The organism is Amycolatopsis nivea (assembly GCF_004522235.1).
In the GTDB taxonomy this organism is placed as follows: Bacteria; Actinomycetota; Actinomycetes; order Mycobacteriales; family Pseudonocardiaceae; genus Amycolatopsis; species Amycolatopsis nivea.
Window position 1 is genome coordinate 31,488 of sequence record NZ_SDLT01000004.1, and the last position, 26,201, is coordinate 57,688.

The window sequence follows — 26,201 nt, forward strand, 5'->3', positions numbered from 1 at the left end:
CCCGCTTGCTGATCTCTGCCCGCCCAGCAACCGCAGCCAGCCCGCCTGCCGATCTCTGCCCACCCGGCAACCGCAGTCAACCAGCTCGCCGATCTCTGCCCACCCAGCAACCGCAGTCAACCAGCTCGCCGACCTCGGCCCGCCCAGCAACCGCAGTCAACAGCCCCATGCTCTTGCAGCAGCCGTCAACCCCAGCCAGCGTCCACTAGCTGATTCTCAGCGACCGCCAGCCATCCGCTGCGCCGCGTCGAGCCACGGTTTCCAGTCGAGGAACTGGTCGATGCCCGTCCGGGCCGGGGTCTTGCTCGGCGCGGGCGTCCCGAGGTCCGCGCGCGGATCGGCCTGCTCCGAAGAATCCGGAGCCGACGTCGCGCGCGGCGTGGTCGAGCGGACCGGGTTGTGCCGCCGCACCGGGGTGTCGTGTGAGGGCACCGGGACGTACACCGTGACCGGCGGCGCGGTCTGCGTCACCGGGGGCGTGATCGTCGACGGCACGGGAATCTGCTGTTCCGCGATCGGAACGCGCTGTTCAGCCTGCACGACGGCGTCATCCGCGGGCTGCCCGGGCAGCGCGCCGGTGAAGAACCCTCCGGCGAGCCAGCCAAGTCCGACCAGGATCACAGCCAACCCGGCGCCGACCCACACCCGGGCCCGGCGCCGCGACGCGACTGCGCGCGGGCGTTCCTCGGCGGGGGCACACCCGGCGATCACCGGGATCTGCTGGGTCGATTCGCAGCTCGTCTCCGGCGCGGCCTCGTCCGGCAGCCGGGGCCCGCGCGGCAGGCTCGCGGCGATGATGCCGGTGCGGTCGACCAGTTCCCCGGCGGCGCGGTCGGCGGGCGCGGCCAATCGGCGCTCGGCAAGGCGCAGCATCGAGGGCTACCTCCGGGGTGCGGACACACGACTGGACTGGCAGCATTCTGCGACATTCCCGAGGGTTTCGGTGAAAATGCAACTCCATCGGGTGATCAAGAATGCGGACAGTCGCGACGAGTTATCCGTTCCGCTCGATGCGTTTGAGTCCCTGGCGCGCCAAAACCGCGAGCGGACGCTGGTATGCCGAACCGAGGACGCGCGGGATCGCGTCGATCACATACGCGTCCGGTCCGATGAGGATCCGCGCGGACCGCCTGCGCACGCCGCGCAGGATGGTCTCGGCCGCTTTCTTCGGTGTGGTAAGGGCGATTTTGTCGAATCCGGCCGCCGCTTTGGCTTGGTCGCCAGCCGCTCCGCCGCGCGCGTTGCGGGCGATGTTGGTCTTGATCCCGCCCGGGTGCACGCAGCTGACGCCGACCGGATGCCGCGCCGCGAGCATTTCTTCGCGCAGCGACTCGGTGAATCCGCGAACGGCGAACTTCGCCGCGTTGTAGGCACTCTGCGTAGGCACTCCGACGAATCCGAACACGCTGGAGATATTGACGACGTACCCGTCGCCGGAGTCGATGAGGTGCGGCAGGAATGCCTTCGTGCCGTTGACGACGCCGCCGAGGTTGACGCCGAGCAGCCAGTCGAAATCCTCGAACGTCATGTCCTCGACCGTCGCGCCGAGCGCCACGCCCGCGTTGTTGACGACGAGGTTGACCCGACCGTGCTCCCGCGCGACGTCCTCGGCATGGGCGAGAACCGCGGCCCGGTCAGCCACGTCGAGGGAATGCCCGCGCACCTCGGCCCCGCGTTCACGGGCTTCGCGCACGGTGCCGTCGAGCCCTTCGGCGTCGACATCGGACAGTTCGAGAAGCGCGCCGTGCAACGCGAGTTCGAGCGCCAGCGCCCGCCCGATGCCCGAGCCCGCTCCGGTGATCACTGCGACTTTGTTCGAGAAGTCCTTCATCGTCTCCCCACCCTGGTCTCACCGCGTTCTCTGATACTAGTGACGAGGACCAGTACTGGAGGTGGCATGCGGCGCACGGTGATCGGGCTGTTCGCACTAATGAGTGCGAGCGGGACCATCGTGGCTTGTGCTGAGCACGCAGCGGAACCAGCGGTCGCCCCGTCGACCCCGGCGAAGCCGATCCAAGCGTCCATCGGCGCACTGTTCGTCGACGGCTCGCATTACTGCACCGCGAGCGTGGTGCACAGCCCCCGAGGCGACGAACTGCTCACCGCCGCACACTGCCTCCACGACGGCGAAGGCGGCGGTTACCTGGCCAATGTCACCTTCGCCCCGGGTTTCCACGACGGCGTCGCGCCCTACGGCTACTGGCAGGTCGGGAACGAACTGGTCGCACAGAGCTGGATCGACTCGTCCGATCCCAACCTCGATGTCGGTTTCGCAACCGCCCGCCAAGACGGTTCCCCCGAACCCTTGGAAGCGGTGACCGGAGCCAACCAACTAGGCACGAACGGCCCCTTCGCGCGCCCCGTGACGGTCGCCGGCTACCCGGACGGCGTCGACGAGGTCGCCACCTGCGAAACACACACCCAGCAGCAAGACGAACACCAGATCAGAGTCGACTGCCCAGGCTTCGCCACCGGCACGAGCGGCAGCCCCTTGGTAGCCGACCCGTCCCCCGACACGAAAACGGGCACCGTAGTAGGCGTAATCGGCGGCTACGAAGCAGGCGGCTACACCGACGACATCTCGTACTCGAGCTACTTCGACGACCAGATCGCCGATCTGTACAACCGAGCGACGACGATGCCGTGACATGATGCGTCCCATGAGCACGCGCGACGTCCCGATCACCGGAGAGCCGATCCGGCTGGGCCAATTCCTGAAACTGGCCGACCTCGCGGACAACGGCTCGCACGCAAAAGACCTGATCGACGCAGAAGAAGTAACGGTCAACGGCGAAGTAGAAACCCGCCGAGGCCGCCAACTAGCAGACGGCGACGTAGTAACAGTAGGCACCGAAAACGCAAGAGTCTCGCTGGAACACTAAGCAAACCGCAGCCAGCACACCAAACGAGCGAGGCACCCAGCCCCTCCCCCGCACCCCGATACGAAGCTCTCCTGCGGTCTGGGGGTGCTTGTCAAGGCATCTTTCCCGCCTTGACAAGCACCCCCAGACCGTCAGCACAATCAAGCTTCGGGGTGCCCCACGCAACCACGCGCGCAATGTCGCCGCCAGGCGACGAGCCGCAGACTCACCCCACCGTAGACAACGGCGCCCTCCCCAACTTCAACGCCAACGAATCCAGCTGCCTCCGCACCGCCCCAGGCAACGGCACCCCCAACGCCCGGCACTGCTCCAAATACTGAGCCTCCCGCCACCCCGGATACCGCACCGGCGCACCCCCTTCCCACCCGAGCATGCTCCCGAACACCGCACTGGCCGCCCGATAAAACCCGTCCGCACTACGCAACGTCGTAGGCGCGATCGCCAACACCAGCAACCCGGTGTCATGCTCATGATCAGCAACCCCGGACAACACCCCGGCCAGCACATCCACCATCAGAGCGAACCCAGCGAACTGCGGATTCCGAGCAGCATCAGCAAGATCGATATCGAACACAAACTCCGGATAAGCCCCCGCAGGAGCCGCCATCCCCAACGGATGCACCGGCTGATCCGCATACCCCCCGGCCGCCATCACAATCCCGATCATCCCGTGCGGCAGCGCACGAGCAGCATGATGCCCAACGCGCCCAAACGGCCCGACCCCACGCACCGACAGCAGCCCGACCCCGAACCGCCCGGCCCGCTGCACCGCGCGATCCATCGCGTCACCCACCGCCCAAAGCCCGGACGCCCGCCGGTAATCAATGAGCGCCGCGGCCCCACGATCGGCGATCAGCAACGGCTGAGCACCAGGACTGACCAAGCCGTTCTCGATCGCGGGCAGATGCACCCGCGTCAACTCCCCGACGCCCGTTTCCGGCGCGCCGGTGAGATCGCCATGGCACAACGCTTCCGCGGCCGGACGCGCACGCTCTTCGGGAAAGCCTTGTGCCATCAGGACAACGGAAACGAGCGTGACCAGTTCGTCGGCGGGAACGCGGTGCCAGGCCTGCTCGGGAATCGGGGTGTCGGCGGGAACTTCCGGGACGGGGCGGCTGAGCCGGGGAGCACGCGGTCTGAGGGGCACTTCATCAAGGTTGCCGGGCGATCTCGGACCCCGTCAACGAGGTTGGCCCTAGAGTGTGATGCGGTCAGCCGCAGAGACGTACCCTGAAGCGCATGTGCCGAAACATCACGACGCTCCGCGGCCTGCAGCCCGCCGCCACCACGGACGAGATCGAAGCCGCGGCACGCCAGTACGTGCGCAAAGTGACCGGGGTGCAGTCCCTTTCGGACGCGACACGCGAACCGTTCGAGGCGGCGGTCGCCGAAATCGCCCAGATCACCGCGCGGCTGCTGGAGGAACTCCCGCAACGCCGCCAGCCGCCCGCGACCGTGCCGCCGCTGCGCCGCCCGGAGGTCCAGGCGCGGATCGCCCAGCGCGAGGCCAAGAAAGCCTGACGCCGCAATCACTCCGCCTCTTGCCCGGGAAACCTCGGCTTGATCTCCTGGTTGAGGTAGCGCCCCGGGCTCTCGGCGGCCATCAGCTCGCGATGCACCCGCGCGGGCACGAGGTGGTAGCGGTAGACGCTGCCGTTGCGGAACCCGATTTCCAGCACCGACTTCGCGGCGTCGTAGCCGACGTCGCGAATGACGGAAGACTCCACGGGAACCCGGCGCACAGCACGGTCAGGGTACCCGCGCGGACCCGGGACCGGCAGCCGAAGAAAACGGCCCCGTCTCCCGCGGGATGCGCGGAATCCGGGGCCGGACACTCGAGGCGTCAAGCGGAAGCGGAGGGATTTGAACCCCCGGTAGGTTTCCCTACGGACGCTTTCAAGGCGTCTGCATTCGGCCGCTCTGCCACGCTTCCTTCTAGGTCAGGGTATCGCGCCGTCCTTCGACGTCGTCCAGGTGTTCGAGGACCCGGGTGAACGCCGTGGCCATCGCCGTCTGCTCGTCGGGCGTCAGCAGGTCGACGAGGTGCTCGCGGGCGCCGCGCACGTGCGTCGGCGCGGCTTTGTCCAGTACGCGCTGGCCGGCGTCGGTCAGCTCCGTCAGCACCCCGCGTTTGTCTTCCGGGTCCGGGCGGCGGGTGACCAGCCCGGCGACCTCCAGTTTGCCGATCTGGTGCGACAGCCTGCTCTTCGTCGAGCCCAGCTGCGCCGCCAGTTCGGTCATCCGGGTGCACCGGTCCGGGGCCAGATTCAGGCACACCAGGACCTCGTAGTCGGCGAGCGAGATGCCGTGGCTTTCGGACAGTTCGCGGTGCAGCCGCTGGCGCAGCCGCAGCGACGCGACGATGTAGGCCCGCCAGGCGCGCTGTTCTGCCGGGTCGAGCCAGCGCACGTCCTGGTCATCGCTCATATCGGGCAGCCTAGAAGGCCGGTTTCGCCCCGCCGTTTCGGCCCGCCGTGAAATTTCCGGCCGAACTTCCCCCAATGGAGGGTTACGAAAAGGTTGAGACTCGGCGCGAAGAAGCGCATCCTCGGGAGACAGCGGAGGGATGACGAGGATCCCGGAGCGCGCCGAAGGGCACGCCGGCCCCGATGTCCCCCCGGGAAAGGCCAGGTGGTGGCATGGCAGGTAGTTCCCGCGGTTGACCGCCCGCTGTGTCCCCGCGATCGGCACGGCCCCGTTCCGGTTCGGTCGCGATTGCGAACAGCACGAGCACCCCGTGCGCTCCGGCATCGGCCACGCGCACCGGCGTCGTTATGCCGCTGCTTCTCTTCGCGGCCTCGGCACCGCGAAGGCAGCGCCGGACGCCAGCCCGGCCGGTGGCCAACCGCTGTCAACGAAACCTCGGTAGTACCTGGGTGCGGCCCCCAGCGCAGGGGCCGCACCCAGCCTTGTTTCCAGGTTTGCGGCTACCCTTTCCGCGTGCGATTCGACGACAACGCGGATCTGGACGCCTCTGAGATCCAGGACATGCGCGGCAGCGGCGGGGGCGGCGGCATCGGCGGCCGCGTGGCCATCGGCGGCGGCGGGCTCGGCCTCGTCGGCCTGGTCATCTACTTCCTGTTTTCCCAGTTCGGCGGCATTCCCAGCACCGGGACCTCGCCCGCGGCGGGCGGGATCGGGCTCAGCGACGTCCAGTCCGGGCAGCAATTGGACGCCGGCACGCTCGCGAAGAAGTGCAAGACCGGAGCCGACGCGAACCGCGACCACGACTGCGCGATCGTCGCGATCGTCAACTCCATCCAGGACTACTGGACGCAGGAGTTCTCCCGTTCCGGCCAGACCTACCGCAAGGCGACGACCCGCTTCTTCACCGGCGGCGTGCGCACCGGCTGCGGCGGCGCGACGTCGGACACCGGCCCGTTCTACTGCCCTGCCGACTCGTACGTGTACATCGACCTGTCGTTCTTCAACGAGCTGAAGACCCGCTTCGGCGCGCAAGGCGGGCTGTTCACCGAGGCGTACGTGCTGGCCCACGAATACGGCCACCACGTGCAGAACCTCACCGGCACGTCCAAACGCGGCACCGGCACCGGGCCGACGTCCGGCTCGGTCCGGCTGGAACTGCAGGCCGACTGCTACGCGGGCGTCTGGGCCAACCACGCCAGCACGACCCCGACCAGCTCCGGGAAACCGCTGGTCCAGGACGTCACCCAGGACGACATCTCGCGCGCGCTCGACACCGCGTCCCGGATCGGCGACGACTACATCCAGAAGAACCTCGGCAACGGCCACGTCGACAAGTCGAGCTTCTCGCACGGAACCTCGGCGCAGCGCGAGAAGTGGTTCACCACCGGCTACCGCACCGGCCAGCCCGCGAGCTGCAACACCTTCAGCACCAACGACCTCGGCTGACCCGGGATACAGTCGGGCGCATGCACGCGATCACGATCCGCGAACCCGGTGCCCCTGACGTGCTCGAATGGACCGAGGTCCCCGATCCGGAACCCGGGCCCGGCGAGGTGCTGCTGGACGTCACGGCCAGTGCGGTCAACCGCGCCGACCTGCTGCAGCGGCAAGGCAACTACCCGCCGCCGCCCGGGGCGAGCGACATCCTCGGCCTGGAATGCTCCGGCACGATCGCCGAACTCGGCGAGGGCGTCGAGGGCTGGCAGGTCGGCGACGAGGTGTGCGCGCTGCTCGCCGGCGGCGGGTACGCCGAACGCGTCGCGGTCCCGGCCGGGCAGCTGCTGCCGGTGCCCGCCGAGATCGAGACGGTCGCCGCGGCCGGGATGCCCGAGGTGGCCTGCACGGTGTGGGCGAACGTCGTGATGCACGCCGGTCTCGGCGAGGGCCAGGTCCTGCTGGTGCACGGCGGCGCGGGCGGCATCGGCACGCACGCGATCCAGGTGGGCAAGGCGCTCGGCGCGACCGTCGCGGTCACCGCGGGTTCGCCCGAACGGCTCGAACGCTGCCGCCAGCTCGGCGCGGACCTCACGATCAACTACAAGGAAGAGGACTTCGTCGAGGTGCTGCGCGCCGAGACGAAGGGCGCCGACGTCATCCTCGACAACATGGGCGCGAAGTACCTTGGCCGCAACGTCGACGCGCTCGCCGTCGACGGCCGCCTGGTCATCATCGGCATGCAGGGCGGGGTCAAGGGCGAGCTGAACATCGGCAAGCTGCTGGGCAAACGCGCGAGCGTGTTCGCGGCCGGGCTGCGTGCCCGCCCGCTGGACCAGAAAGCGGCGATCGTCGCGGATGTCCGGAATCGCTTGTGGCCCTTGGTGGAACAGGGTTCGGTGCAGCCGATCGTCGGCGACGTGGTGCCGATGGCCGAGGCCGCGTCCGCGCACCGGATGCTCGAGGAGGGCAGCATCTTCGGGAAGGTCCTGCTGGCCGCGAAGTCGTGACGCGGCGCCTCAGCGCAGTTCTTCGAGCACCCGCACCAGCTGGTTGATCTCGAACACGTTGGAGTAGTGCGCGAGCCCGATCCGCACCGCTCCGCCGACCTCGCCGACGCCCAGCGACGCGAACACGCCGCTGGTGCCGTCGTCGGCGAACGCGCAGAGTCCTTGCGACGCCAGGTATTCGGCGACCTGGGATGCTTTGGCGCCGGCCACGGCGAACGCGAGCGCGGGGATCCGGCGCATCGCGTCGCCGATCACCATCACGTGCCGCAGCGAGCGCAGTTCCGTGGACAGCTGCGCGAGCAGGCCCGCGTGGTACGACTTGGCCGAGCCGAGCGACGTCACGAGCCGTTCGCGGCGGGAACCGGTCGCGGCGTCGTCGAGGCCGGCGAGGTAGTCGATGGACGCGACGACCCCGGCCAGCAGCGGGTACGCGTGCGGGCCGAGTTCGAGCCGCGCGGGACCGGTCGCGGCCGGGTCGAGCGACACCGACGAGATGCGCTCCAGCAGCTCCGGATCGCGGAACACGAGCGCGCCGACCGCCGGTCCGCCCCAGGACGGAGCGGAGACGACCATGACGTCGGCACCGAGTTCTTGCAGGTCAAGCGGCACGAACGGGGCGGCGTAGGTCGCGTCGACCACGACGAGCGCCCCGACGCGCTTGGCGAATTCGATCACCGTCGGCACGTCCGGCCGGGTCCCGACGGACCCGGACGCCAGCGTCACCGACACCGCTTTCGTCCGCGCGGACACGAGGTTCTCGTACTGCCACGCGGGCAGTTCGCACGTCTCGATGTCGATCTCGCTCCAGCGCACGACCGCGCCGACGCGTTTCGCGGCACGCCGCCACGGCGCGATGTTGGCCTCTTCGTCGAGCCGCGAGACGACGATCTCGTCGCCGATCGTCCAGCGTTCGGCGAGCGCGTCGACGAGACGGCGCAACAGGACCGGCGCGCTCGGCCCGAGCACGACGGCGGCCGGGTCCGCCCCGACCAGATCGGCCACGGCCCGGCGGGCCGCGGTGACGATGCTTTCCGCCCGCTGGGAGGCAGGAAACGCTCCGCCCGGGCCGGACACCGGAGCCCGCATAGCTGTCGAAACGGCCGAAGCGACCTGTTCGGGCACGAGCATTCCGGCGGCGCCGTCGAAGTGAATCCAGCCGTCGCCAAGCGCGGGGAAGAGCCCACGGATACGAGCGACGTCGAACGCCATGGGGACACCGTACGGACGTGCGGTTTCGCGGTTGCCGCGGGGTTGGGCAGAACTGCCCGAACGGCCGCTAGGCTCGGGTCAGGACCGCCAACCGACGGGGATGGAGCATATGAGCGAGCCGAACTTCGGGGGAACGGGCGCAGCCGGGGACGCGGACGCGCCGCGCGTGGTCGTCGTCGGACCGGACGGCGTCCCGGTCGGCACCGCGCAGGCGGCACCCGAGGGCGAGGAAAACGAGTCCGTCGGCGACCTGGTCGAGGAACCGGCCAAGGTGATGCGCATCGGGACCATGATCAAGCAGCTGCTGGAGGAGGTCCGCGCCGCACCGCTGGACGACGCCAGCCGCAACCGGGTCCGCGAGATCCACCAGACGTCGGTGCGCGAACTGGAGGAGGCCCTCGCGCCCGAGCTGCGCGAGGAACTGGAGCGCCTGGTGCGCCCGTTCACCGACAACGAAACCCCCTCGGACGCCGAACTGCGGATCGCGCAGGCCCAGCTGGTCGGCTGGCTGGAGGGGCTGTTCCACGGCATCCAGACCGCGCTGTTCGCCCAGCAGATGGCCGCGCGGGTGCAACTGGAGCAGATGCGCCGCGGCCTGCCCGCGGGGTCGTCCGGTTCCGGCGGCCACCCGGGCGAGGGGCACGGGCACGGCATCACCGGAACCGGGCAGTACCTCTAGCTCTCCGGGCTTTCCGGGCTCTCCGGGCTCTCCGGGCTTTCCGCGGCGAAGAACGCTCGAAGATCCCCGATCAGCAGGTCGGGTTCTTCGAGCGCCGGGAAGTGCCCGCCGCGCGGAAGTTCCGTCCACCGCACGATCCGGTCGGTGCGCTCCGCCAGGTGCCGCAGCGGAAGCCCGATGTCGTCCGGGAACACCGCGACGGCGGTCGGCACGGTCGATTTCGGCAGCGGTGCGCCCCACTGGACGTCTTGGTAGGCGTAGATCCGCGAGGACGACGCGGCGGTGCGGGTGAACCAGTAGAGCGAGACGTTGGCGAGCAGGTCGTCGCGGTCGATCAGGTCGTGGTCGGTGTTCGAGAAAGCCCGGAACTTCTCGGCGATCCAGGCCAGCTGCCCGGCCGGGGAGTCAGTGAGGCCGTAGGCAAGCGTTTGCGGCTTGGTGGACTGGATCATCGCGTAGCCGACGCCGGTTTGCTGGAAGGCCCGCGCTTTCTCCAGTGACCGCTGCCCTTTCGCCAGCTCTGCCCCGCTGAGCCCTTCCAGATCGGCCTCGCTGCGCGCTACCGCGGACGGCAGCATCGTCACGTGCGCCCCGATGATCCGCTCCGGGAATTGGACGGCGAGCTCGCGGGAGATCAACGCACCCCAGTCGCCGCCGTGAGTGCCGAAGCTTTGGTACCCGAGGCGGGACATCAACTCCGCCCACGCACGCGCTGTCCGCGCCGGTCCCCAGCCGCGGTCAGGCGTCGGCCCGGAGAAGGCGAACCCGGGCACGGAGGGAACGACGACGTGGAACGCCACGGCCGGGTCGCCGCCGTACGCGCGGGGGTCGGCGAGCGGGCCGATGAGGTCGAGGAATTCGACGATCGAACCGGGCCAGCCGTGCGTGAGGATGAGCGGGATGGCGTTCGGTTCGGGGGATTTGAGGTGCAGGAAGTGGATGTTGGCGCCGTCGACGGTGGTGGTGAACTGGGGGAAGCCGTTGAGGCGTTCTTCCTGGGCGCGCCAGTCGAAGCCCAGGCGCCAGTAGTCGGCGAGGTCTTGGACTTCGGGCACCGGAATGCCCAGCTCCCACGCCGGGTCGTCGAAGGGATCCGGCCAGCGCGCGTCGGCGAGACGACGGTGGAGGTCGTCCAGGTCGGACTGCGGGATGTGGATCCGGAACGGGGTCTCGGTCATGGCGACGACGTTAGGGAGGATTGCGGACTGTTCCGGTCCTCGATCAGAATCCGGCCAAGACGTCCAGCACGCGGTCCACTCCCCGACCGTCTACAGCGGACCGGCTAGCCTCCGAAAGCCGCGATCGCAGCGAAGCGTCCGACAGCAGCTTCCGCAGCGTCTCCGTCACCTCCGGCAGCCGCGAGCCCAGTGTGTCCGCCGAGCCCAGGCCGCACGCCAAGCCACGTTCCAGCGCCGCTCGGTATCCGGCCGCTTGATTCTCCACCAGCCGCACCGCCGCCGTCGGCACCCCAAGGCAACACAGCTCCAAGAACGTCACCCCGGACGCGCTGATCGCGACATCCGTCCCGGCGAGCAGGTCCAGCAGTCCGGCATGCGGTGCGGCGACCCGGATCGCCTGCCCCTCCACCGTGGGCGGCAACATCGGCGTGCCGCGGACCAGAGCGTCCGCCGCGAACGGAAGTCCCGTGTCGGCAAGCGCCTGAAGCAACAGCGAAACCGTCGAAGCCCACTCCGCACCGCCGCCCAGCACCACCGTCACCCGCAACGGCGAGGAGGTGCTCCGGCGAGAACGCGCGCGCAGTACGACGTCTCGAAGCGGCGTGTACTCCGCGCCCCGCAGCACCAAGCCCGAACCGTCCTCGGGACGTGGGCCCGGCGCAAAGCCCGAATCCACCACCACATCCGCCGGGCGACGACCGAATATGTCGTCCTCAATGGACACCAACCGAGCGCCCGAGGCGTTGACCTCGGCACGGACGTCACCGATTCCGTAATGGTCCACTAGCACCGCGTCGAAGCCGGAAGCCAAGCCAGCCAAGGAGGAAACCGGCAAACGCGGCACCGCCAGCTCGTCGAATCGCGCGGCCAGCCACTCCGCGTTAGTCGTGGAGCCAGCGAAGTGCACGTCCCAGCCCCGCGCGACCGCGCGCTCGGCGTAGGCGACCACCCGGGAAATGTGCCCGGCCCCGATGGTCGGCGAAGCGTCCGCCCGGAGCAGCAGCTTCACTGGCCGACCTTCTTCTGCTCGACGTGCGCGTTCAACGCGACCAAATCCGGCCGCGACCGCAGCAGCGACACCACCGACCGCCACGAACCCGGCACGTCGCCGAGCTCAGCCACGAGCGCCGAGATCAGCTCCCAGTCCTCCGCGGTGTCCAAAGTGACGCGCAAGTCGTCGGCGGCCGGGCTGACCACGACGCCAGTGCACGAGTATCGGTCGGGCTGGCGGTAGATCGCCGACGTCACGTGCTCGCGGTCCGCCCCGGAAGCGGTCGCCACCTGTTCGGCCAGCACCTCCGCGCGCACCAGCTCCGCGTCGAAGCCGCGCGGCAGGGTACGGACGAGCGTGGTGGAGACGTAGTCCAGCGACGGTTCGGCCCGCCACACCGCGACCAGCCGGCCGATCAGGGCTGGATCAAGCAGCGGGCAGTCCGCCGTGAGGCGGATCACTGCCTCCGCCGGGTGTTCCGACAGCGCGAGCCCGAACCTGGCCACGACGTCGTCCAGAGGCCCCCGGACGACGTGCGCGCCGCAGCGTTCCGCTTCGGCGGCGACAGCGTCGTCGGACGCATCGTCCGAGGTCGCGACCACTACCTTGGCAACGCCGGGGGCGGCGGAAGCAGCCCGGACGACCCAGCCCAGCACGCTCCGCCCGGCGAGCGGTCGCAGCACCTTCCCAGGCAGCCGGGTGGACGACGACCGGGCCTGTATCACGGCGTTGACGCCAGGGCCTGCACGCATGGGTGACATGATGGCCTGCGGCGCCCCGCGCCGATCCACGAACCCCGATCGCGGAGGTCATCGATGTCCGAGCTGGATGGCTCCAGCATCCTGCTCACCGGTGGGACCGGCTCCTTCGGCAAGGCGTTCATCGCCTACGCGCTGGCCGAGCTGAACCCCAGCCGGCTCGTGGTGCTTTCCCGCGACGAGCTGAAGCAGTACGAAGCCCGGCAGTTGTTCAACGACGACCCGCGGCTGCGCTGGTTCATCGGTGACGTGCGCGACCGCCGACGCCTCGAGCGGGCCATGCACGGCGTCGATTACGTCGTGCACGCCGCGGCGCTCAAGCAGGTCGACACCGGTGAGTACAACCCGTTCGAGTTCGTCCAGACGAACGTCACGGGCTCGCAGAACGTGATCGAAGCGGCGATCGACACCGGTGTGAAGAAGGTCGTCGCGTTGTCGACCGACAAGGCGTCCAGCCCGATCAACCTCTACGGCGCGACGAAGCTGTGCGCGGACCGGATGTTCATCAGCGGCAACCACTACGCGGCCGCGCACCCGACGCGGTTCTCCGTAGTGCGCTACGGCAACGTGATGGGTTCGCGAGGCAGCGTCATCCCGTTCTTCCGCAAGCTCGCCGAACAAGGCGAGTCGCTGCCAATCACGCACAAGGAGATGACCCGCTTCTGGATCACGCTCCCGCAGGCCGTGCAATTCGTGGTCGACTCGTTCGACCAGATGTCCGGCGGCGAGCTCTACGTGCCGCGGATCCCGAGCATGCGGCTGGTCGACCTCGCACAGGCCATCGCGCCGGGTTCCCCGATGCACGAGGTCGGCGTGCGCCCGGGCGAGAAGCTGCACGAGGAAATGATCGCGCCGGACGACGCGCGGCGGACTCTCCGGCTGCCTGACCGCTACGTCGTGCAGCCGCACCTCGCCGGCTGGGGTTACGAATCGCCGACCGCCGGGGAGCAGGTGCCGGAAGGTTTCGCGTACCGCTCGGACACCAACGACCTCTGGCTCGAGGCCGACGAACTCCGCGAACTGGTCGAGCAATATGCCTGAGTCCAATGCCGCTTCCGCGGGAAAAAGCACGTCAGCGGAGTTCCTGCCATACGGCCGCCAGTCCATCAGCGAAGCAGACATCGAAGCCGTCGTCTCGGTCCTGCGCGGTGATTGGCTTACCACCGGTCCCGCGGTCGCGAAGTTCGAGGCAGACCTCGCGGAACACACCGGCGGCACCCCCGCCGTAGCCGTCACTTCCGGTACCGCGGCCTTGCACGTCGCATACGCCGCGGCTGGAATCGGCGAGGGCGACGAGGTCGTGGCGTCGCCGATGACTTTCGTCGCCACCGCGGCGACCGCGGCGTTGCACGGCGCGAAGGTGGTGTTCGCCGATGTCGAGCCAGACACCGGCAATCTGTCCGTCGACGCCGCCTCAGCCGCGATTACCAGCCGTACCAAGGTGGTCGCCGCCGTCGACTACGCCGGGCACCCGGTCGAGGCGGACACGTTGGCGAAGATCGCGCACGACGCTGGCGCTCTGCTGCTGGAGGACGCCGCGCACTCGGTCGGCGGTTCCTGGCAGGGGCGGCCAGTGGGTTCTCTTGCCGACCTGACCACGTTTTCCTTCTTTCCCACCAAAAACCTGACCACCGCTGAAGGTGGCGCGGTCGTCACCGGGTCTGAGGAGTTGTTGCGGCGCGCGCAAGCGTTCCGCAACCATGGTCTGGTTCGGGACAAGTCGCGTCAGCGCTATCCGGATGAAGGTGCTTGGCACCAGGAAGTGCACGAGTTCGGCCTGAATTACCGGCTGCCGGACGTCCTGTGTGCGCTGGGGAGCAGCCAGCTCAAGCGGCTGACGGAGTTCAAGCTGCGGCGTGCTGAGATTCATTCTCGTTATAACGCGGCCTTTGCGGATGTCGCGGGCGTTCTGACGCCGCCGCGTCGCGAGGGCGCGGACCCGGTATGGCATCTGTACCCGCTGCGAGTGCTGGACGGCCGTCGGCGCGCGCTGTTCGACCACTTGCGAGGACTGGGGATCGGGGTGCAGGTGAACTACATCCCGGCCTACTGGCATCCGGTGTTCGAGGATCTCGGCTATCGGCGCGGGTTGTGCCCGAATGCCGAGGCGTATTACGAGCAGGAGCTATCGCTGCCGCTGTTCCCGTCGTTGAGTGATGCCGACGTGGACCGGGTGATCGACGGAGTGCGCGAGTTCTTCGGGCTCTGCTGACCCGTGCTGTGTCACGACGTCTCACAGCGGGTTCTTCGAGATCTGAGGTAAATCCGAAGACGCTAGTGAGGTTCGACGTAGCCACCAATGTCTTTAACGACCCCGTTCGGACCGATCAGCAATCGCCAGACATGAAAAGTCCCGGTGAGCGGAAATCGGATCCGGGCACCAGTAGTAACGACCGTCTTACCGTCGTCTCCAGGCAACCATCGGAGATTCCCCACAATGCCGTGGGCGTCTTGCACGACCCAGCGACCGCCGAGCCGCCGCACCTGAAGCTGGTCCCCGATCTTGACCTCAGAGATCCGGGACGCCGGGGGCGGATTCTTAGCAAGGCCCCACACCGGCGGCGTACCAGCACTGTACAGATCTTCGGCCAACGGCCCCGCGATGCCGATCAAGCGATCGCCGTTCTTCCGCCGAGAAATTTCCGGGTATTCCTGACTTCTCACATGCGTGAGATCGCAGGTTGGCCCGCAGACGCAACAGGATCTGAGCGGAGGTGATCAGTCAGCCTTCGCCGTTTGGCCGTCTCGAATCACCTTGGCATGCCACAACAACACCCCTGGCACTACAGCCAGTTCCAACACCGTCGCAGCCCGAAACACTGGATGCGGCGCCCCAGCCCGCCGAGCCGAAAGAAGCCTTGGTAACCCGCCCGCGGCAGCAGTCCCCAGCACAGCCCGGGTAGTCGCCTCCCGCTTCTCCGGTCGGAGGATCGACCACCACAACGCGAACCCGGCCGCGGTCCAGAACGTGTTCACGAACCGGTACTCGCTGTCGACGCTGGACGTCGTCGCGGCCCCGCCCGGCGCGCGAGACGGCCCGCCGAGGATGCCAGTCAGACCCGAAGCGACCGGTATGGCCCCGAGCACGCCGAGCGTAGCCAGCAACGCCTTGCGGGACTTCTCGCCTGCCATGCCACCGAGCCTAGATCAAATCCCACGTCAACGCGGTCCCCTTGGCAGCGTCGACTCGGAACGTCCGCCCCAGCACGTTCACGATCTCCGCCGGGGCAAGACCTCCAGCCGGGCGGATCGAGCGGACATTCTGCGCCGTAACCGGATCCCCGGCCCGGACGTCCTCCACCACGTACAGCGAACGCCGGAGCCGCAGCCCCTCCTTCTCGCTCTCGCGCGGACCCAGCACCGGCTCTCCAAGCGCTTCCCAGGCACGATGGGTTTCCGTGACCAACGCGGCCAATTCCGCTGGTTCCAACGAAAACTCCGAGTCAACGCCGCCGTCGCTGCGCGCGAGCGTGACGTGCTTCTCGATCGCCACCGCGCCCAGTGCCACCGCGGCGACCGGCGCGCCAAGACCCGGCGTGTGGTCCGACAGCCCGACCAGCGTTCCGGTGAGCCCGGCCAGCAACGGCAATCCCCGCAGGTTGCTTTCCGTCGGTGACGCCGGGTAACTCGCCGTGCACCCGAGCACGATCAGCTGGTCGTTGCCGACCGAGCGGGCAGTGCGCACGGCCGCGTCGATCTCGGCGACGTTCGCCATTCCGGTCGAGATCACCAGTGGTTTGCCGGTGCGGGCGCACAGCTCGATCAGCGGCAGGTCGACGATCTCCGACGAGGCGATTTTGTACGCAGGCGCGTCCAGCGATTCCAGCAGCTCGACCGCGGTCGGGTCGAACGGGCTCGAGAACACTTCCAGACCGCGTTCGCGAGCGCGAGCGAAGATCGGTTCGTGCCATTCCCAAGGGGTGTGCGCCTTTTCGTACAGTTTGTACAGATTTTCCCCGCCCCACAGAGAATGTCCGTCACCGATCCGGAACGCCGGGCAGTCGACGTCGACGGTGATCGTGTCCGGACGGTAGGTCTGCAGCTTCACCGCGTGCGCGCCGGCGTCGGCGATCGCGTCCACGATGGCCAGCGCGCGGTCCAGGTCGCCATTGTGGTTGCCGGACATCTCCGCGATCACGAACGGCGGCCGCGCCGGGCCGAGCAGGTGCTTGCCGATGCGGACTTCGGACATGGGTGGCGTCCTTCCGGTGGGGTTCAGTGCAGAGTCTTGCGCAGCCGGCGATAGCCGTCGGCAGGGGGCGCGACCTCCAGGTAACCAGCCCGCTCGAACAACGCCGCCGACGCCGCGTTCTCCACGTGCACCGCGGCCAGCACGGCCGCCGCGTCCGTTCGGGCGGCCAAGGTCCGCTCTCCCGCGTCGAGCACCGGCCGCGCCAGTCCGCGGCCGCGGCTTTCCGGCGCGAGCGTGATGCTTACCTCCCACTCGCGGCCGCCCTCGTCGTCGAACCGCACCGTGCCCACCGGTTTCCCGGACTCCTCCAGCACGAGCAGGATCCGGTCAGACGCCGTGAGCACCCCGCGCAGCCAACGCAGGTGACGGTCCAGATCGATCACGTCGCCGGACCGCGACGCCCTCCGGGTCACCGGGTCGTTACGCCAGGCCAATAGCAGCTCAGCATCGGCCTCGGTCGCGTCGCGTGCGATGAGCGACCTCACTGCGCAGGCGTGAGCTTCGCGTTCTCGAGCCGGCTCAGCCGCTCCTCGTACCGGGCCATCCCGGACAGCCGGACGCGGATCTGGGCGTGCTGCCGCTGGATCTCCTCGACCAGCGAACGCGCTTCGAGAGCCTCGGCGTCGTCCGCGCGCGGAGTCATCGCGATCTTCTCCCGGAGCGTCTCCAGCTGCTCCTCCTGCGCGGCGACGTGCGGGATCATCCGGTCCAGCTCGCCGCGGATCCAGCGCAGGTCGCCGAGCGCCGCCTCCAGCTTCTCGTCGGTTTCGGCGAGACGACGGCGGTGGTCGACCGTGCAGTGTTCAAGCTCGTCGATCCGGGTCTCGAAGTCCTGGAACACGCCGCGCGTGCGCTCTTCGAAGCGGTGGTCGACGATCCGGGCGATCCGGGAGCCGAAGAGGTTTCTGAACTTGATGAAGGGCATGGCGGGAGTTCCTTCGACGAGTGCGAGCGAGCTTCAGCGGAGCAAAGTGGTGGTGCCGGTGCGGGTCCACGACTCCAGCAGCCTGCCCTCGGCGGCGATCTGGTGCTCCGGCCCCACGATGCACGAGTCGCCCGCCGCGTGTTCCCACGAGGTCTGCTCCGGGTTGTCGATGAACGAAAACCCGGTCAGGACCAGCTGCGCCTCGGGGAACGAGGTACGGGCGATCCAGGCCGCGAGCGTACCCGTTGTCGACCAGGTGGGTTCGGTGCGCGTGGGCAGGCCGAGCGCGTCCGACAGGGGCAGCACGACCTCGCGGTTCGACACCGGGACGAACCCCAGGTCCGAGGGCCACCAGCCGGGCAGCGCCTCCGGTTCCCAATGCAGGCGTCCCGGCTCGACCAGCAGATACAGCCGGGAGCGGTAGTCGCGGAACACGTGCCGGGTGGCGCGCACCGCCCGGTTGAAGACGACCGTGTGCACCTTGCGACCGGTGATGTCCGGTCCATCCGGTTCGTCGGTGACGAACCCGTTCACCCGAATGACCAGGTCACAGTCGTCGACCGCCTTGGCGCGGGCCGGGTCCGGCTGCAGCGGCTGGTTGCCGACCACGGCGATCGAACGCGGGTCCGGCCGGTCCGCGTACGCCGAGAGGAGGTCGACCATGAGGCTCGCCGCACCGAGAGCAGCAGTCATAAGGGGAGAAACTACCAGGACGCTGGGAACGTCCCGGTCCGTATCGCCGTATCCGCGCAGTGCTCTCCGCCCGGACGGACCGGGGCGAGCCGAGGCCGCCCTGCCCCATCGGTACCCTCGTCCACGTGCATGCCACCAGCACGGTTCACGCAGCCGAACCCGATGTCTCGACTCCGGTTCCACCGTCGTCGGACAGCAAGACGTTCGGGCGTGCGATCGACGACATCAAGACCGGTTTGGCCTCCCGCGAGCTGTGGACCCATCTCGGCTGGCAGGACATCAAGCAGCGGTACCGGCGGTCCATCATCGGGCCGTTCTGGATCACCATCAGCCAGGGTGTCATCGCGCTCGGTCTCGGCCTGCTGTACTCGCAGCTGTTCCGGACGCCGATCGAGGTGTTCCTGCCCTACCTCTCCACCGGCTTCATCATCTGGGGCTTCATCCAGGGCTGCCTCACCGAAGGCATGGAGACGTTCATCGCGAACGAGGGCCTGATCAAACAGGTCCCCGCGCCGCTCAGCGTGTACGTGCTGCGCACGATCTGGCGGCAGACGCTGCTGCTGGCGCACAACATGATCGTCTACGTCGTGCTGCTGATCATTTTCTTCTCGGCGCTCGATTCCCCGTATTCGCTGGGGTCGAAGGACGGCGTCTGCACTCCGGACAAGTACTGCCACCCGGGCCTGAGCTGGAACATTTTCCTCGCCATTCCCGGGTTCGTGCTGCTCGCCCTCACCGCGGGCTGGGCGGCGCTGCTGCTCGGCATCATCTCGACCCGGTTCCGCGACATTCCGCAGCTGATCAACTCGCTGATCCAGCTGATGTTCTACGGCACCCCGATCGTCTGGCCGGTCGACCAGCTGCTGTCCGGCGGCGCGCGGGACGGCGCGTCGTGGGCGTTGCCGATCATCAAGCTGAACCCGCTTTACCACTACATGCAGGTGGTGCGGTCGCCGCTCATCGGGCAGGCGGTGAGCTGGACCAGCTGGGTCGTGGTCGGCGGCATCACTGTCGTCGGATGGGCGCTCGCGCTCGTCGCTATGCGCAATTACCGGTCTCGCGTCTCGTATTGGGTGTGACAGATGGTCAGCATTGACGTCCACAACGCGTACGTGGACTTCCCGATTTTCGACGCGAAGACGCGTTCGATGAAAAAGCGCGTGCTCGGCAAGGTCGGCGGCAAGATCGGCACCGAGCAGAAGGTGCCGATCATCGAGGCGCTGCACGACGTGTCGGTCAGCCTCCGCGAGGGCGACCGGGTCGGTCTCGTCGGGCACAACGGCGCGGGCAAGTCCACGCTGCTGCGGCTGCTCGCCGGGATCTACGAGCCGACCCGCGGATCCTCGCGGATCGTCGGCAAGATCGCGCCGGTGTTCGACCTCGGCATCGGCATGGACCCGGAGATCTCCGGCGAGGAGAACATCATCATCCGCGGCCTGTTCCTCGGCATGAGCGCCAAGGAAATGGAGAAGCGGGTCGACGACATCGCGGAGTTCACCGAACTCGGCGACTACCTGCAGATGCCGCTGCGGACGTACTCCACCGGCATGCGGGTGCGGCTCGCGCTCGGCGTGGTGACCTCGATCGACCCGGAGATCCTGATCCTGGACGAGGGCATCGGCGCGGTCGACGCGGCGTTCCTCAACAAGGCCCGCGACCGGCTCAAGGACCTGGTCAAGCGGTCCGGCATCCTGGTGTTCGCGAGCCACTCCGACGAGTTCCTCTTCGAGCTGTGCGATTCGGCGATCTGGATGGACGAGGGACATCTGAAGAAGCAGGGTTCGCTGCGCGAGGTGCTCACCGAGTACAAGGGCCGCGACCCGTTCGAGAACATGAGCCAGGAAGGTCTCGAGCGCCTCGGCATCGAGCCCGCGACCACGACGAACGGCGGGGAATGATGGCCGGCGAGACGCGAGAGCTGCCCGAGGGCGCCGTCGTCGGCGTGGTGGTCACGCGGCACCGGCGCGAGCTGCTCGCGGACTCGCTGAAGATCATCGCCGCCCAGACCCGGCCGGTCGACCACCTCGTGGTGGTCGACAACGGCCCGGACAAGTCCGCGCGGGACGTCGTGGAGGCCTTCCCGCTGCCGTACACGTACCTCCCGTCGCACCGGAACCTCGGCGGCGCGGGCGGTTTCGCGCTCGGCATGCTGCACGCACTGTCGCTCGGCGCGGACTGGGTGTGGCTCGCCGACGACGACGGCCGCCCGGCGGACGAGCACGTGCTCGAAATCCTGCTGGAGGAAGCCGAAAAGCGCGGCCTCGCCGAGATTTCCCCGGTGGTGGCCAACATCGACGCCCCGGCGAAACTCGCGTTCCCGCTGCGCCGCGGCCTCACCTGGAAGCGCTCGTCGGCCGAACTGGGCACGGATTTCCTGCCGGGCATCGCGTCGTTGATGAACGGCGCGTTGTTCCGTGCGTCCACTTTGGACGTCACCGGGGTACCCGACCTGCGCCTGTTCTTCCGCGGCGACGAGGTGGAACTGCACCGCCGCCTGGTGCGGTCCGGCCTGCCGTTCGGCACGTCGCTGCGCACGACCTACCTGCACCCCGACGGCTCGGACGAATTCAAGCCGATGCTGGGCGGGAAATTCCACGCACAGGACCCGGAGAACGAGGTCAAGCGGTATTACACCTACCGCAACCGCGGGTATTTGCTGTCGCAGCCGGGAATGCGGAAAATCGGGGCGCTGGAAGTGCTGCGCTTCGGGTTGTACTTCGTGGGCGTGAAGCGGGACCCGAAGGCGTTCGTGCAGTGGCTGAAGCTGGTGCGGCAGGGACGCGCGGAGAAGTTCTACCGGTACTGACCAGTTTCGTCCACTTGACAACACCTGGACAAAAATCCAGGTTTGTTGTGCCCGGACGCGGTCGCGGATTATTTTTCGCGAATGACAGGACCGGCCGATCCTCCCATTCGGGTGTTTCTCAGCTACGCGCATGCTGACGACGTTGTGCTCGATTTTATCGAGCCGTTCACGAAGTCCCTCAAGCATCTAGCCTTCGCCGATCAAGGAAGAACCCTGGAGATATTTGTCGATCGCGAGACGATCGGCTGGGGCGAGGACTGGAGGGACGGAATCCGGCAGGGCATCGAGAGTGCCGCGATCTTCATGCCGATCGTCACCCGGCAGTATTTCGAGCGGCCTTCCTGCCGCGAGGAACTGCTGGCTTTCTACAACGAGGCGGTTCGTCTTCGCGCCACCGGCCTGATCCTCCCGGTCGTCCTGCTCGGCCATTCTTACCTCTCCACCGAGAGCACCGACGTAGCGTCCCGGATCATCGCCGACCGGCAGTACAAAGACCTGAAAGAAACCTGGACTGACGGCTCCCGGTCGGCAACCTGGCGCAGAACGATGCTCGCTCTGGCCGCGCAACTAGTCGAGGCTGTCACTATCGTCGAGCAGTCACCCTCCGCCACGCCGTCTCTTCTCTCCTCCGAGGCCGGAGCAGCGGAGGTCAGCGACGCCCTCAAACTCTTCGCCAAAGAAAACGAGCAGACAATTTTGGGCATGAAGAACGCTCTCGCCACGCTCCCCACCGTTTTGACCACTTCCGCTCAGTTACTCACTGAAAGGTCTCCCTCCGAGATCAGGCGGGTGCTTATGGAGACGGCTTCCGAACTGCTGCCGTTCGGCAATAACTTCCGGAATCAGGCACGAATACTGGAGACGACAACGCTCAAAACGGACCAGGTCTTGCGATCCCGCAGCGTTGAGCTCAAGGACAACGACCTGCATGACCAGCTCGAAAATGAGCGCAAATACCTCAAGTCGATATCTTTGGTCACCAAGCCACTGAGTGGCGCAGAAGAAGCCTCGAACGCTTTTCTAGCGCAGATGAGACCACTGGAAGAGATGAGCGCATCGTTGCGGAACTCGATGCGTGGTTTCCGGGAGGGGGTCAAGTCGCTGACCAGCGCCCTCCGGATGATGCAGAACTGGGCCGCCATCGCGGACTAGCCCGGTGAGTCCGTTGTGGACGATGCGCTAACCCCACCGTCCACAACGGACTCCCCAGCTATTCCCCGATCACCGGCGGCGCGGACCGATGTCCGCTGCCGAATACCTCGTCGTCCTCGATTTCCATGACGAACGCGGGCTGGTCGTTGCCGTCGTCGTACGGGCGGGCTCCGAAGCCCATGCCTGGGCGGGCCGGGGCGCCGCCCATTCCTCCGGCGGCTACGTCCGCCGCGCCCGCTCCGTCGCCGGGGCCGAACGAACCGGCACCGCCGCCGCGGCCGACCTTGGTTTCGTGCTCTTCGTCGGCGCCGAAACCTCCGCCGCCACCGCCCATCATGCCGCCCATCGGCATCGCGCCCATGCCCATTCCGGCCGCTCCGGCATTGCCGCCGCCGGGGGACGCCTGGGCCGCGGGCGGTGCGTAACCGGCCGCGGTGGTCGCGCTGTCCGGCATCGGCTGGTGAACCGCGCCGGTGAACTGGCTCGGGCCGCTCACGGTCGGCGCGCTCGTGTGCCCAGCCACTGCGGCACCGCCGCCGGCAGCGGCAGCGGCACCCGAGGAGGCCGAGCCAGCGTCAGCCACAGCCGGAGCCGGAGCGGGCGCAGGGGCAGGAGCAGGAGCGGCGTCGTGGTGCTCCGGACCAGTCGGCATCGCCACCGCGGCACCGCCGCCAGCGGCGACCCCGAACTTCGGCGGATGCGCGAAAGTCGGCTGCTTCGAACCCGACGAGTACAGCGACGAGTCGTACTTCGACATCGTCTCCGCGGCCTGCTCGTGCGCGGAACGGCTGTCCTGCTGCTTCTTCAGCGTCGCGTCGATCTCATTGCTCATTTCGAGCGGGCTCGCGTGCGACCATTTGTCGAATTCCTCGGACCAGTCGAACGGGACCGCGTCCGGCATCGAGTGCTTCGCCGCCTGCGCGGCGGACGCCTGTTCCTCCACGATCTGCGCGGCCAGCTTCGCGTTCTGGCCATTCGCCTCGGCCCATTCCGCAAGGCTCACGAAATACGCCTGCGCACCGGCCGCCGCCTCGCCGCTCCACGCGTGCGCGGCCTTCTTCACGGCCTCGCCCAGCTGCGTCGCGAACTCCTCGAACGCCTTCTGCACCTCGGTGTACGCGTGCGACACCGAGGAAACCTGCTCCACGTCGAGATTCGACTCGACGTACGACTTCAGCTGCTGGTGCGGGTGCCCGAGGTAGTCGGCGTCCGACGGCGCGAGCCCCGGCTGCGGCGTGCTCATTCGGTGCCCTTCACGGTGCGGTGGGAGTCGATGGCCTGGTTCTCGTTCTCGGTGTAGACCCCGCCGGCGCGCGCGAGCGCCTCGTCGGCTTCCTTCAGGATCCGGCCGAACTGGTCCAGGACGTCCAGCGCCGACCCGGGCGCGTCGGCTCCGCTCTTGCGGTCGTGTTCGGCCACGGTGTGCCCGTACGGGTGGCTGCCGAGCTTCGGCGCGGTCGTCAGCGCCTGGGTCTGCGGCTTGAGCCGTTCCAGGCGCGTGACCATGTCGGTGAGCGCTTTGCGCAGGTCACCGAGTGCGTCGCCGTCGATGCTGAACCCGCCGGCTTTCGCGGTGCCGGCCAGCTTGTGCGTTTCGGCCGCGGCTTCGGCGATGCCCTTGGCGTTCAGCCCGCCTGCCGCCAGCGGATCAGTGCTCATGCGCCGGAGTTTACCGACGCGAGCCGCTCCGGTCAGGCGTTTGCCGAATAGCCTTCAAGCTGGGTGAACAGTTGTTGGGCCAGACGGGCATTGTCGGCGGGCGCGTAGGTGAGCCAGCGGTTGCCGTCGCTGGAATCGCGCGTGCTGAGCAGGTAGCGGCCGAGTTCGGTGTCGAACCACACGAGCGACGGCAGCGCCTTTTCGTGGCCGTTGCCGTCGCCCACGTACGGCGTGAACTCGCCGACCGCCAGCCGCGGCTTCTCGAAGATCCGCTGGACGGACCGCAGTTGCGGATTGTGCGTGCGCGGGCCGCTGACCCCCGCGAACGGGTCGTACGCGTCTCCCCGGACCGGCTGCTTCGCCGGCCGCGCGACGGTCACCGACTGCCCCGGCGCGGCGGGCGTGAGCGGCAGCAGGTCGACGATCGCCGGGACGATGCCGGTCGGGCGGACCTCCTCGAAGGTGAACATCCCGTCCCGCTGGCAGACCAGCACCGCGAACGTGCCGTTGGACGCCACGCGCGCGAACAGCTGATCGTCGCCGAGCTTGGCCGCCGCGGACACCGCGAGGCCGGGCCGGGCGAACGTGGCGAGCGCGATCTGGACGTCGTCGTCGACGGTCCCGCGCCGCAGCAGGCCGCGGCTGTCGAGGTCGCGGAAGACGGCGTCGCGCACCGCGGCGCGTTCCTCGCCGGTGATGCCGATGTGCGGCACCTCGAACGGCAGCGGCGCGCGGCCGAGCCCGAGTTCGGCCAGCAGGAGATCCACCGCTGCCGGTGACAGCGTCAACGTGTACGGCACGACCCACCCCTAAATCCGGTCTCTCCCCGGCGAAACCGTAGTCCACTCCGCACCGTCGCGGCCATCGGCTCCGCAGCCGGAGCGAGATCCGCTTCCGCTGTGAGCGGATCCGCTGTACGCGAACCGCTCTTGCCGCCGATGATCACCCGCTGCTGCCATGGATTCATGGCAGATCCCAAACCAGCACTCGTCCTGCACCTCTCGGCCGGCGGAGAACCGTTGATCTTCCCGCTCACCGCCGACAGTTCTTCGACCGTTCAGGAAAAGCTCCCGGACCTCCTGAAACACGGCGGCGTCCACTCATGGGAAACCCGGGACAGCAACACTGTTTCGGTGAATTTCGTCCACGTGGCCGCCGCCTATGTCGACGATCTGAGCCGAAAGGGCAAATTCGGCCTGTCCGTTTAGCGACGGGCGAGGGCGAGCAGTCCGGCGCGGATCTCCGGTCTGCTCGCGGCCACGAGCAGGAACGTCGCCTCGCGCACCAACCGGCCGGCGTGCGCTCCGGCCAGCACCGCGCGGCTGCCCGTCGCCGCGGCGAGCGCGCCTGCCGACCGGTACGCCAGTTCGGCACCGGCCGCGCGGGCCGCCGGGAGCGTGGCCGGATCGGCGAGACCAGCGTTGAGCCGACGCCGGATTTCGTCCTGTTCGGACCGCAGCGCCGTCGCCGTTTCCTCCTCGCCCGCCGCCTCGATCAAGCAGGCGCAGCGTTCGGCGAGACCAAGCGGCGCACATCCGTTGAGCCGCGCGGCAAACGTATTGCCAGCCACGAATTTGTCGTAGCTGACCTGGGCGAAAACCGATTCGTCGGGAATGAAGTGGTTGTCGAGTTTCAGCCGCACGGTCGCGGTTCCCTGCGCGGCCATGAGCGTCAACGGCTCGGCGACCAGGCTGTGCCCGACGATCGGCGACACCAGCGCGTTGACCACCGTGTCGCCGTCGCGCCCCGACAACTGCAGCAGGTCGATCGCGTCCCAGCCGCTCACGAACGGCGCTTCGCCGTCGAACCGGTAGCCGCCGTCGACGCGCTGGACCCGCACTTTCGGCGGCGTCGGAATCACGCCCGCGTACGCGACGCCCGCGCGCAGCCGTCCGCTGATCAGGTCCGGCAGATAGCGTTCGCGCAGGTCAGCCCGGTCCGTCGCGGCCAGCCCGGCGACGAGCCCGTGGTGCTGCAGCCAGGTGAACGCGGTGCTCAGGCACCCGCCGGCCAGCGCTTCGAGCACCCCGACCAGCTGCTCGAGATCGACCCCGGAATCCGGCGCGGCGAGACCGTAGAACCCCTCCTCGGCGAGCGCGTCGAAATGCGACCGCGGCACCACGCCTAGCCGGTCCACCTCAGCTGCCGCCGGAAACAACAGATCGTCGGCAAGAGCCCGCGCGCGGGAAACCAGGTCGGCCATGAA

The 26,201-nt window shown here is 68.2% G+C and carries 31 protein-coding genes and 1 tRNA gene; 13 read left to right on the forward strand and 19 right to left on the reverse strand.

All coding sequences use genetic code 11. From position 1 onward, the window contains the following. Window positions 1-216: 216 nt before the first annotated feature. On the reverse strand, window positions 217-873 hold the full coding sequence (locus EIZ44_RS05925; RefSeq protein WP_134727930.1) for a hypothetical protein: 657 nt from the start codon (window positions 871-873) through the stop codon (window positions 217-219). A 121-nt stretch (window positions 874-994) separates the two neighbouring features. After that, a complete protein-coding gene (locus tag EIZ44_RS05930) occupies window positions 995-1,831 on the reverse strand; it encodes an SDR family NAD(P)-dependent oxidoreductase (RefSeq protein ID WP_134727931.1) in 837 nt (278 codons plus the stop codon). A 66-nt stretch (window positions 1,832-1,897) separates the two neighbouring features. Between EIZ44_RS05930 and EIZ44_RS05935 the strand changes: the two genes are divergently transcribed. Beyond that, the gene (locus tag EIZ44_RS05935; protein WP_134664081.1) at window positions 1,898-2,647 is read left to right on the forward strand and encodes a trypsin-like serine peptidase; all 750 of its coding nucleotides are present in this window, start codon (window positions 1,898-1,900) and stop codon (window positions 2,645-2,647) included. Between the two features lie 13 nt (window positions 2,648-2,660). Next, window positions 2,661-2,882 carry an RNA-binding S4 domain-containing protein gene (locus EIZ44_RS05940; protein ID WP_037807659.1) on the forward strand — a complete coding sequence of 74 codons (222 nt, stop codon included), beginning with the start codon at window positions 2,661-2,663 and terminating at the stop codon, window positions 2,880-2,882. Between the two features lie 205 nt (window positions 2,883-3,087). On the opposite strand, the gene EIZ44_RS05945 is transcribed toward EIZ44_RS05940, so the two are convergent. Then, window positions 3,088-4,029, reverse strand: a complete 942-nt coding sequence (locus EIZ44_RS05945) for an Ldh family oxidoreductase (RefSeq protein WP_037807185.1) — start codon at window positions 4,027-4,029, stop codon at window positions 3,088-3,090. Between the two features lie 92 nt (window positions 4,030-4,121). Between EIZ44_RS05945 and EIZ44_RS05950 the strand changes: the two genes are divergently transcribed. After that, window positions 4,122-4,403 (forward strand): DUF2277 domain-containing protein, encoded by a 282-nt coding sequence (locus EIZ44_RS05950; RefSeq protein ID WP_037807183.1) that lies wholly within the window; start codon window positions 4,122-4,124, stop codon window positions 4,401-4,403. Between the two features lie 8 nt (window positions 4,404-4,411). Here the strand turns inward: EIZ44_RS05950 and EIZ44_RS05955 are convergent, their stop codons facing one another. From EIZ44_RS05955 to EIZ44_RS05965, 3 genes are all read right to left on the reverse strand, one after another. Continuing rightward, complete coding sequence (locus tag EIZ44_RS05955) at window positions 4,412-4,609, reverse strand: KTSC domain-containing protein (protein ID WP_200864486.1); 198 nt, start codon at window positions 4,607-4,609, stop codon at window positions 4,412-4,414. 121 nt (window positions 4,610-4,730) lie between these two features. Then, window positions 4,731-4,815 (reverse strand) — tRNA-Ser (locus EIZ44_RS05960). Window positions 4,816-4,817: 2 nt separating this feature from the next. After that, complete coding sequence (locus EIZ44_RS05965) at window positions 4,818-5,309, reverse strand: MarR family winged helix-turn-helix transcriptional regulator (RefSeq protein ID WP_107050862.1); 492 nt, start codon at window positions 5,307-5,309, stop codon at window positions 4,818-4,820. A gap of 513 nt (window positions 5,310-5,822) precedes the next feature. On the opposite strand from EIZ44_RS05965, the gene ypfJ reads away from it, so the two are divergent. Both ypfJ and EIZ44_RS05975 read left to right on the forward strand, forming a co-directional pair. After that, window positions 5,823-6,755 (forward strand): KPN_02809 family neutral zinc metallopeptidase, encoded by a 933-nt coding sequence (ypfJ, locus tag EIZ44_RS05970; RefSeq protein WP_134727932.1) that lies wholly within the window; start codon window positions 5,823-5,825, stop codon window positions 6,753-6,755. Between the two features lie 20 nt (window positions 6,756-6,775). Further along, on the forward strand, window positions 6,776-7,753 hold the full coding sequence (locus EIZ44_RS05975; protein WP_134664085.1) for an NAD(P)H-quinone oxidoreductase: 978 nt from the start codon (window positions 6,776-6,778) through the stop codon (window positions 7,751-7,753). Between the two features lie 9 nt (window positions 7,754-7,762). On the opposite strand, the gene EIZ44_RS05980 is transcribed toward EIZ44_RS05975, so the two are convergent. Beyond that, window positions 7,763-8,962: a cysteine desulfurase-like protein gene (locus tag EIZ44_RS05980; protein WP_037807172.1), complete on the reverse strand. Its 1,200-nt coding sequence runs from the start codon at window positions 8,960-8,962 to the stop codon at window positions 7,763-7,765. 100 nt (window positions 8,963-9,062) lie between these two features. Here EIZ44_RS05980 and EIZ44_RS05985 point away from each other — a divergent pair, with 100 nt between their 5' ends. Beyond that, window positions 9,063-9,641, forward strand: a complete 579-nt coding sequence (locus EIZ44_RS05985) for a bacterial proteasome activator family protein (RefSeq protein ID WP_037807169.1) — start codon at window positions 9,063-9,065, stop codon at window positions 9,639-9,641. Here the strand turns inward: EIZ44_RS05985 and EIZ44_RS05990 are convergent. The 3 genes from EIZ44_RS05990 to EIZ44_RS06000 are packed head-to-tail and all read right to left on the reverse strand — an operon-like array spanning window position 9,638 to window position 12,562. Further along, window positions 9,638-10,819 carry an epoxide hydrolase family protein gene (locus EIZ44_RS05990; RefSeq protein ID WP_134727933.1) on the reverse strand — a complete coding sequence of 394 codons (1,182 nt, stop codon included), beginning with the start codon at window positions 10,817-10,819 and terminating at the stop codon, window positions 9,638-9,640. The two genes, EIZ44_RS05985 and EIZ44_RS05990, sit on opposite strands and share 4 nt — an antisense overlap. A gap of 43 nt (window positions 10,820-10,862) precedes the next feature. Further along, window positions 10,863-11,828 carry a spore coat protein gene (locus EIZ44_RS05995; RefSeq protein ID WP_134727934.1) on the reverse strand — a complete coding sequence of 322 codons (966 nt, stop codon included), beginning with the start codon at window positions 11,826-11,828 and terminating at the stop codon, window positions 10,863-10,865. Then, on the reverse strand, window positions 11,825-12,562 hold the full coding sequence (locus EIZ44_RS06000; RefSeq protein WP_134727935.1) for a cytidylyltransferase domain-containing protein: 738 nt from the start codon (window positions 12,560-12,562) through the stop codon (window positions 11,825-11,827). Before EIZ44_RS06000 ends, EIZ44_RS05995 begins: the two co-directional genes overlap by 4 nt. A 63-nt stretch (window positions 12,563-12,625) precedes the next feature. On the opposite strand from EIZ44_RS06000, the gene pseB reads away from it, so the two are divergent. Both pseB and EIZ44_RS06010 read left to right on the forward strand, forming a co-directional pair. Continuing rightward, window positions 12,626-13,609 (forward strand): UDP-N-acetylglucosamine 4,6-dehydratase (inverting), encoded by a 984-nt coding sequence (pseB, locus tag EIZ44_RS06005; RefSeq protein ID WP_134727936.1) that lies wholly within the window; start codon window positions 12,626-12,628, stop codon window positions 13,607-13,609. Beyond that, window positions 13,602-14,780, forward strand: coding sequence for a DegT/DnrJ/EryC1/StrS family aminotransferase (locus EIZ44_RS06010; protein ID WP_134727937.1), 1,179 nt, complete (start codon window positions 13,602-13,604; stop codon window positions 14,778-14,780). The genes pseB and EIZ44_RS06010 overlap by 8 nt, the downstream gene beginning before the upstream one ends. 506 nt (window positions 14,781-15,286) lie before the next feature. On the opposite strand, the gene EIZ44_RS06015 is transcribed toward EIZ44_RS06010, so the two are convergent. The 5 genes from EIZ44_RS06015 to EIZ44_RS06035 are packed head-to-tail and all read right to left on the reverse strand — an operon-like array spanning window position 15,287 to window position 18,348. Further along, window positions 15,287-15,700 (reverse strand): DUF4345 domain-containing protein, encoded by a 414-nt coding sequence (locus tag EIZ44_RS06015; protein ID WP_134727938.1) that lies wholly within the window; start codon window positions 15,698-15,700, stop codon window positions 15,287-15,289. Window positions 15,701-15,710: 10 nt separating this feature from the next. After that, a complete protein-coding gene (gene pseI / locus EIZ44_RS06020; protein WP_134727939.1) occupies window positions 15,711-16,760 on the reverse strand; it encodes a pseudaminic acid synthase in 1,050 nt (349 codons plus the stop codon). A 23-nt stretch (window positions 16,761-16,783) separates the two neighbouring features. Next, window positions 16,784-17,245 carry a GNAT family N-acetyltransferase gene (locus EIZ44_RS06025; protein WP_134727940.1) on the reverse strand — a complete coding sequence of 154 codons (462 nt, stop codon included), beginning with the start codon at window positions 17,243-17,245 and terminating at the stop codon, window positions 16,784-16,786. Next, complete coding sequence (locus EIZ44_RS06030) at window positions 17,242-17,685, reverse strand: hypothetical protein (RefSeq protein WP_134727941.1); 444 nt, start codon at window positions 17,683-17,685, stop codon at window positions 17,242-17,244. The genes EIZ44_RS06025 and EIZ44_RS06030 overlap by 4 nt, the downstream gene beginning before the upstream one ends. A gap of 33 nt (window positions 17,686-17,718) precedes the next feature. Continuing rightward, window positions 17,719-18,348 (reverse strand): hypothetical protein, encoded by a 630-nt coding sequence (locus EIZ44_RS06035; protein WP_134728054.1) that lies wholly within the window; start codon window positions 18,346-18,348, stop codon window positions 17,719-17,721. A 155-nt stretch (window positions 18,349-18,503) separates the two neighbouring features. On the opposite strand from EIZ44_RS06035, the gene wzm reads away from it, so the two are divergent. From wzm to EIZ44_RS06055, 4 genes are all read left to right on the forward strand, one after another. Further along, window positions 18,504-19,457, forward strand: a complete 954-nt coding sequence (gene wzm, locus EIZ44_RS06040; protein ID WP_134664093.1) for a galactan export ABC transporter permease subunit Wzm/RfbD — start codon at window positions 18,504-18,506, stop codon at window positions 19,455-19,457. A 3-nt stretch (window positions 19,458-19,460) separates the two neighbouring features. After that, the gene (gene wzt, locus EIZ44_RS06045) at window positions 19,461-20,276 is read left to right on the forward strand and encodes a galactan export ABC transporter ATP-binding subunit Wzt/RfbE (protein ID WP_037369048.1); all 816 of its coding nucleotides are present in this window, start codon (window positions 19,461-19,463) and stop codon (window positions 20,274-20,276) included. Further along, window positions 20,276-21,184 (forward strand): galactofuranosyltransferase GlfT1, encoded by a 909-nt coding sequence (glfT1, locus tag EIZ44_RS06050; RefSeq protein WP_037807159.1) that lies wholly within the window; start codon window positions 20,276-20,278, stop codon window positions 21,182-21,184. Before wzt ends, glfT1 begins: the two co-directional genes overlap by 1 nt. A gap of 81 nt (window positions 21,185-21,265) precedes the next feature. Beyond that, window positions 21,266-22,336, forward strand: coding sequence for a toll/interleukin-1 receptor domain-containing protein (locus tag EIZ44_RS06055; protein WP_134727942.1), 1,071 nt, complete (start codon window positions 21,266-21,268; stop codon window positions 22,334-22,336). A 58-nt stretch (window positions 22,337-22,394) separates the two neighbouring features. Here EIZ44_RS06055 and EIZ44_RS06060 read toward each other — a convergent pair whose 3' ends face one another. Genes EIZ44_RS06060 through EIZ44_RS06070 form a run of 3 tightly spaced genes read right to left on the reverse strand, consistent with a single transcriptional unit; the run spans window position 22,395 to window position 24,795 of the window. After that, window positions 22,395-23,579 carry a hypothetical protein gene (locus tag EIZ44_RS06060; protein WP_037807155.1) on the reverse strand — a complete coding sequence of 395 codons (1,185 nt, stop codon included), beginning with the start codon at window positions 23,577-23,579 and terminating at the stop codon, window positions 22,395-22,397. Continuing rightward, a complete protein-coding gene (locus EIZ44_RS06065) occupies window positions 23,576-23,995 on the reverse strand; it encodes a hypothetical protein (RefSeq protein WP_043837773.1) in 420 nt (139 codons plus the stop codon). The genes EIZ44_RS06060 and EIZ44_RS06065 overlap by 4 nt, the downstream gene beginning before the upstream one ends. A 32-nt stretch (window positions 23,996-24,027) precedes the next feature. After that, window positions 24,028-24,795, reverse strand: a complete 768-nt coding sequence (locus tag EIZ44_RS06070; protein WP_037807150.1) for an ESX secretion-associated protein EspG — start codon at window positions 24,793-24,795, stop codon at window positions 24,028-24,030. 165 nt (window positions 24,796-24,960) lie between these two features. Here EIZ44_RS06070 and EIZ44_RS06075 point away from each other — a divergent pair, with 165 nt between their 5' ends. After that, window positions 24,961-25,203 (forward strand): hypothetical protein, encoded by a 243-nt coding sequence (locus EIZ44_RS06075; RefSeq protein WP_134728055.1) that lies wholly within the window; start codon window positions 24,961-24,963, stop codon window positions 25,201-25,203. Here the strand turns inward: EIZ44_RS06075 and EIZ44_RS06080 are convergent. After that, complete coding sequence (locus tag EIZ44_RS06080; protein ID WP_037807147.1) at window positions 25,200-26,198, reverse strand: acyl-CoA dehydrogenase family protein; 999 nt, start codon at window positions 26,196-26,198, stop codon at window positions 25,200-25,202. The two genes, EIZ44_RS06075 and EIZ44_RS06080, sit on opposite strands and share 4 nt — an antisense overlap. Window positions 26,199-26,201: the final 3 nt, after the last annotated feature.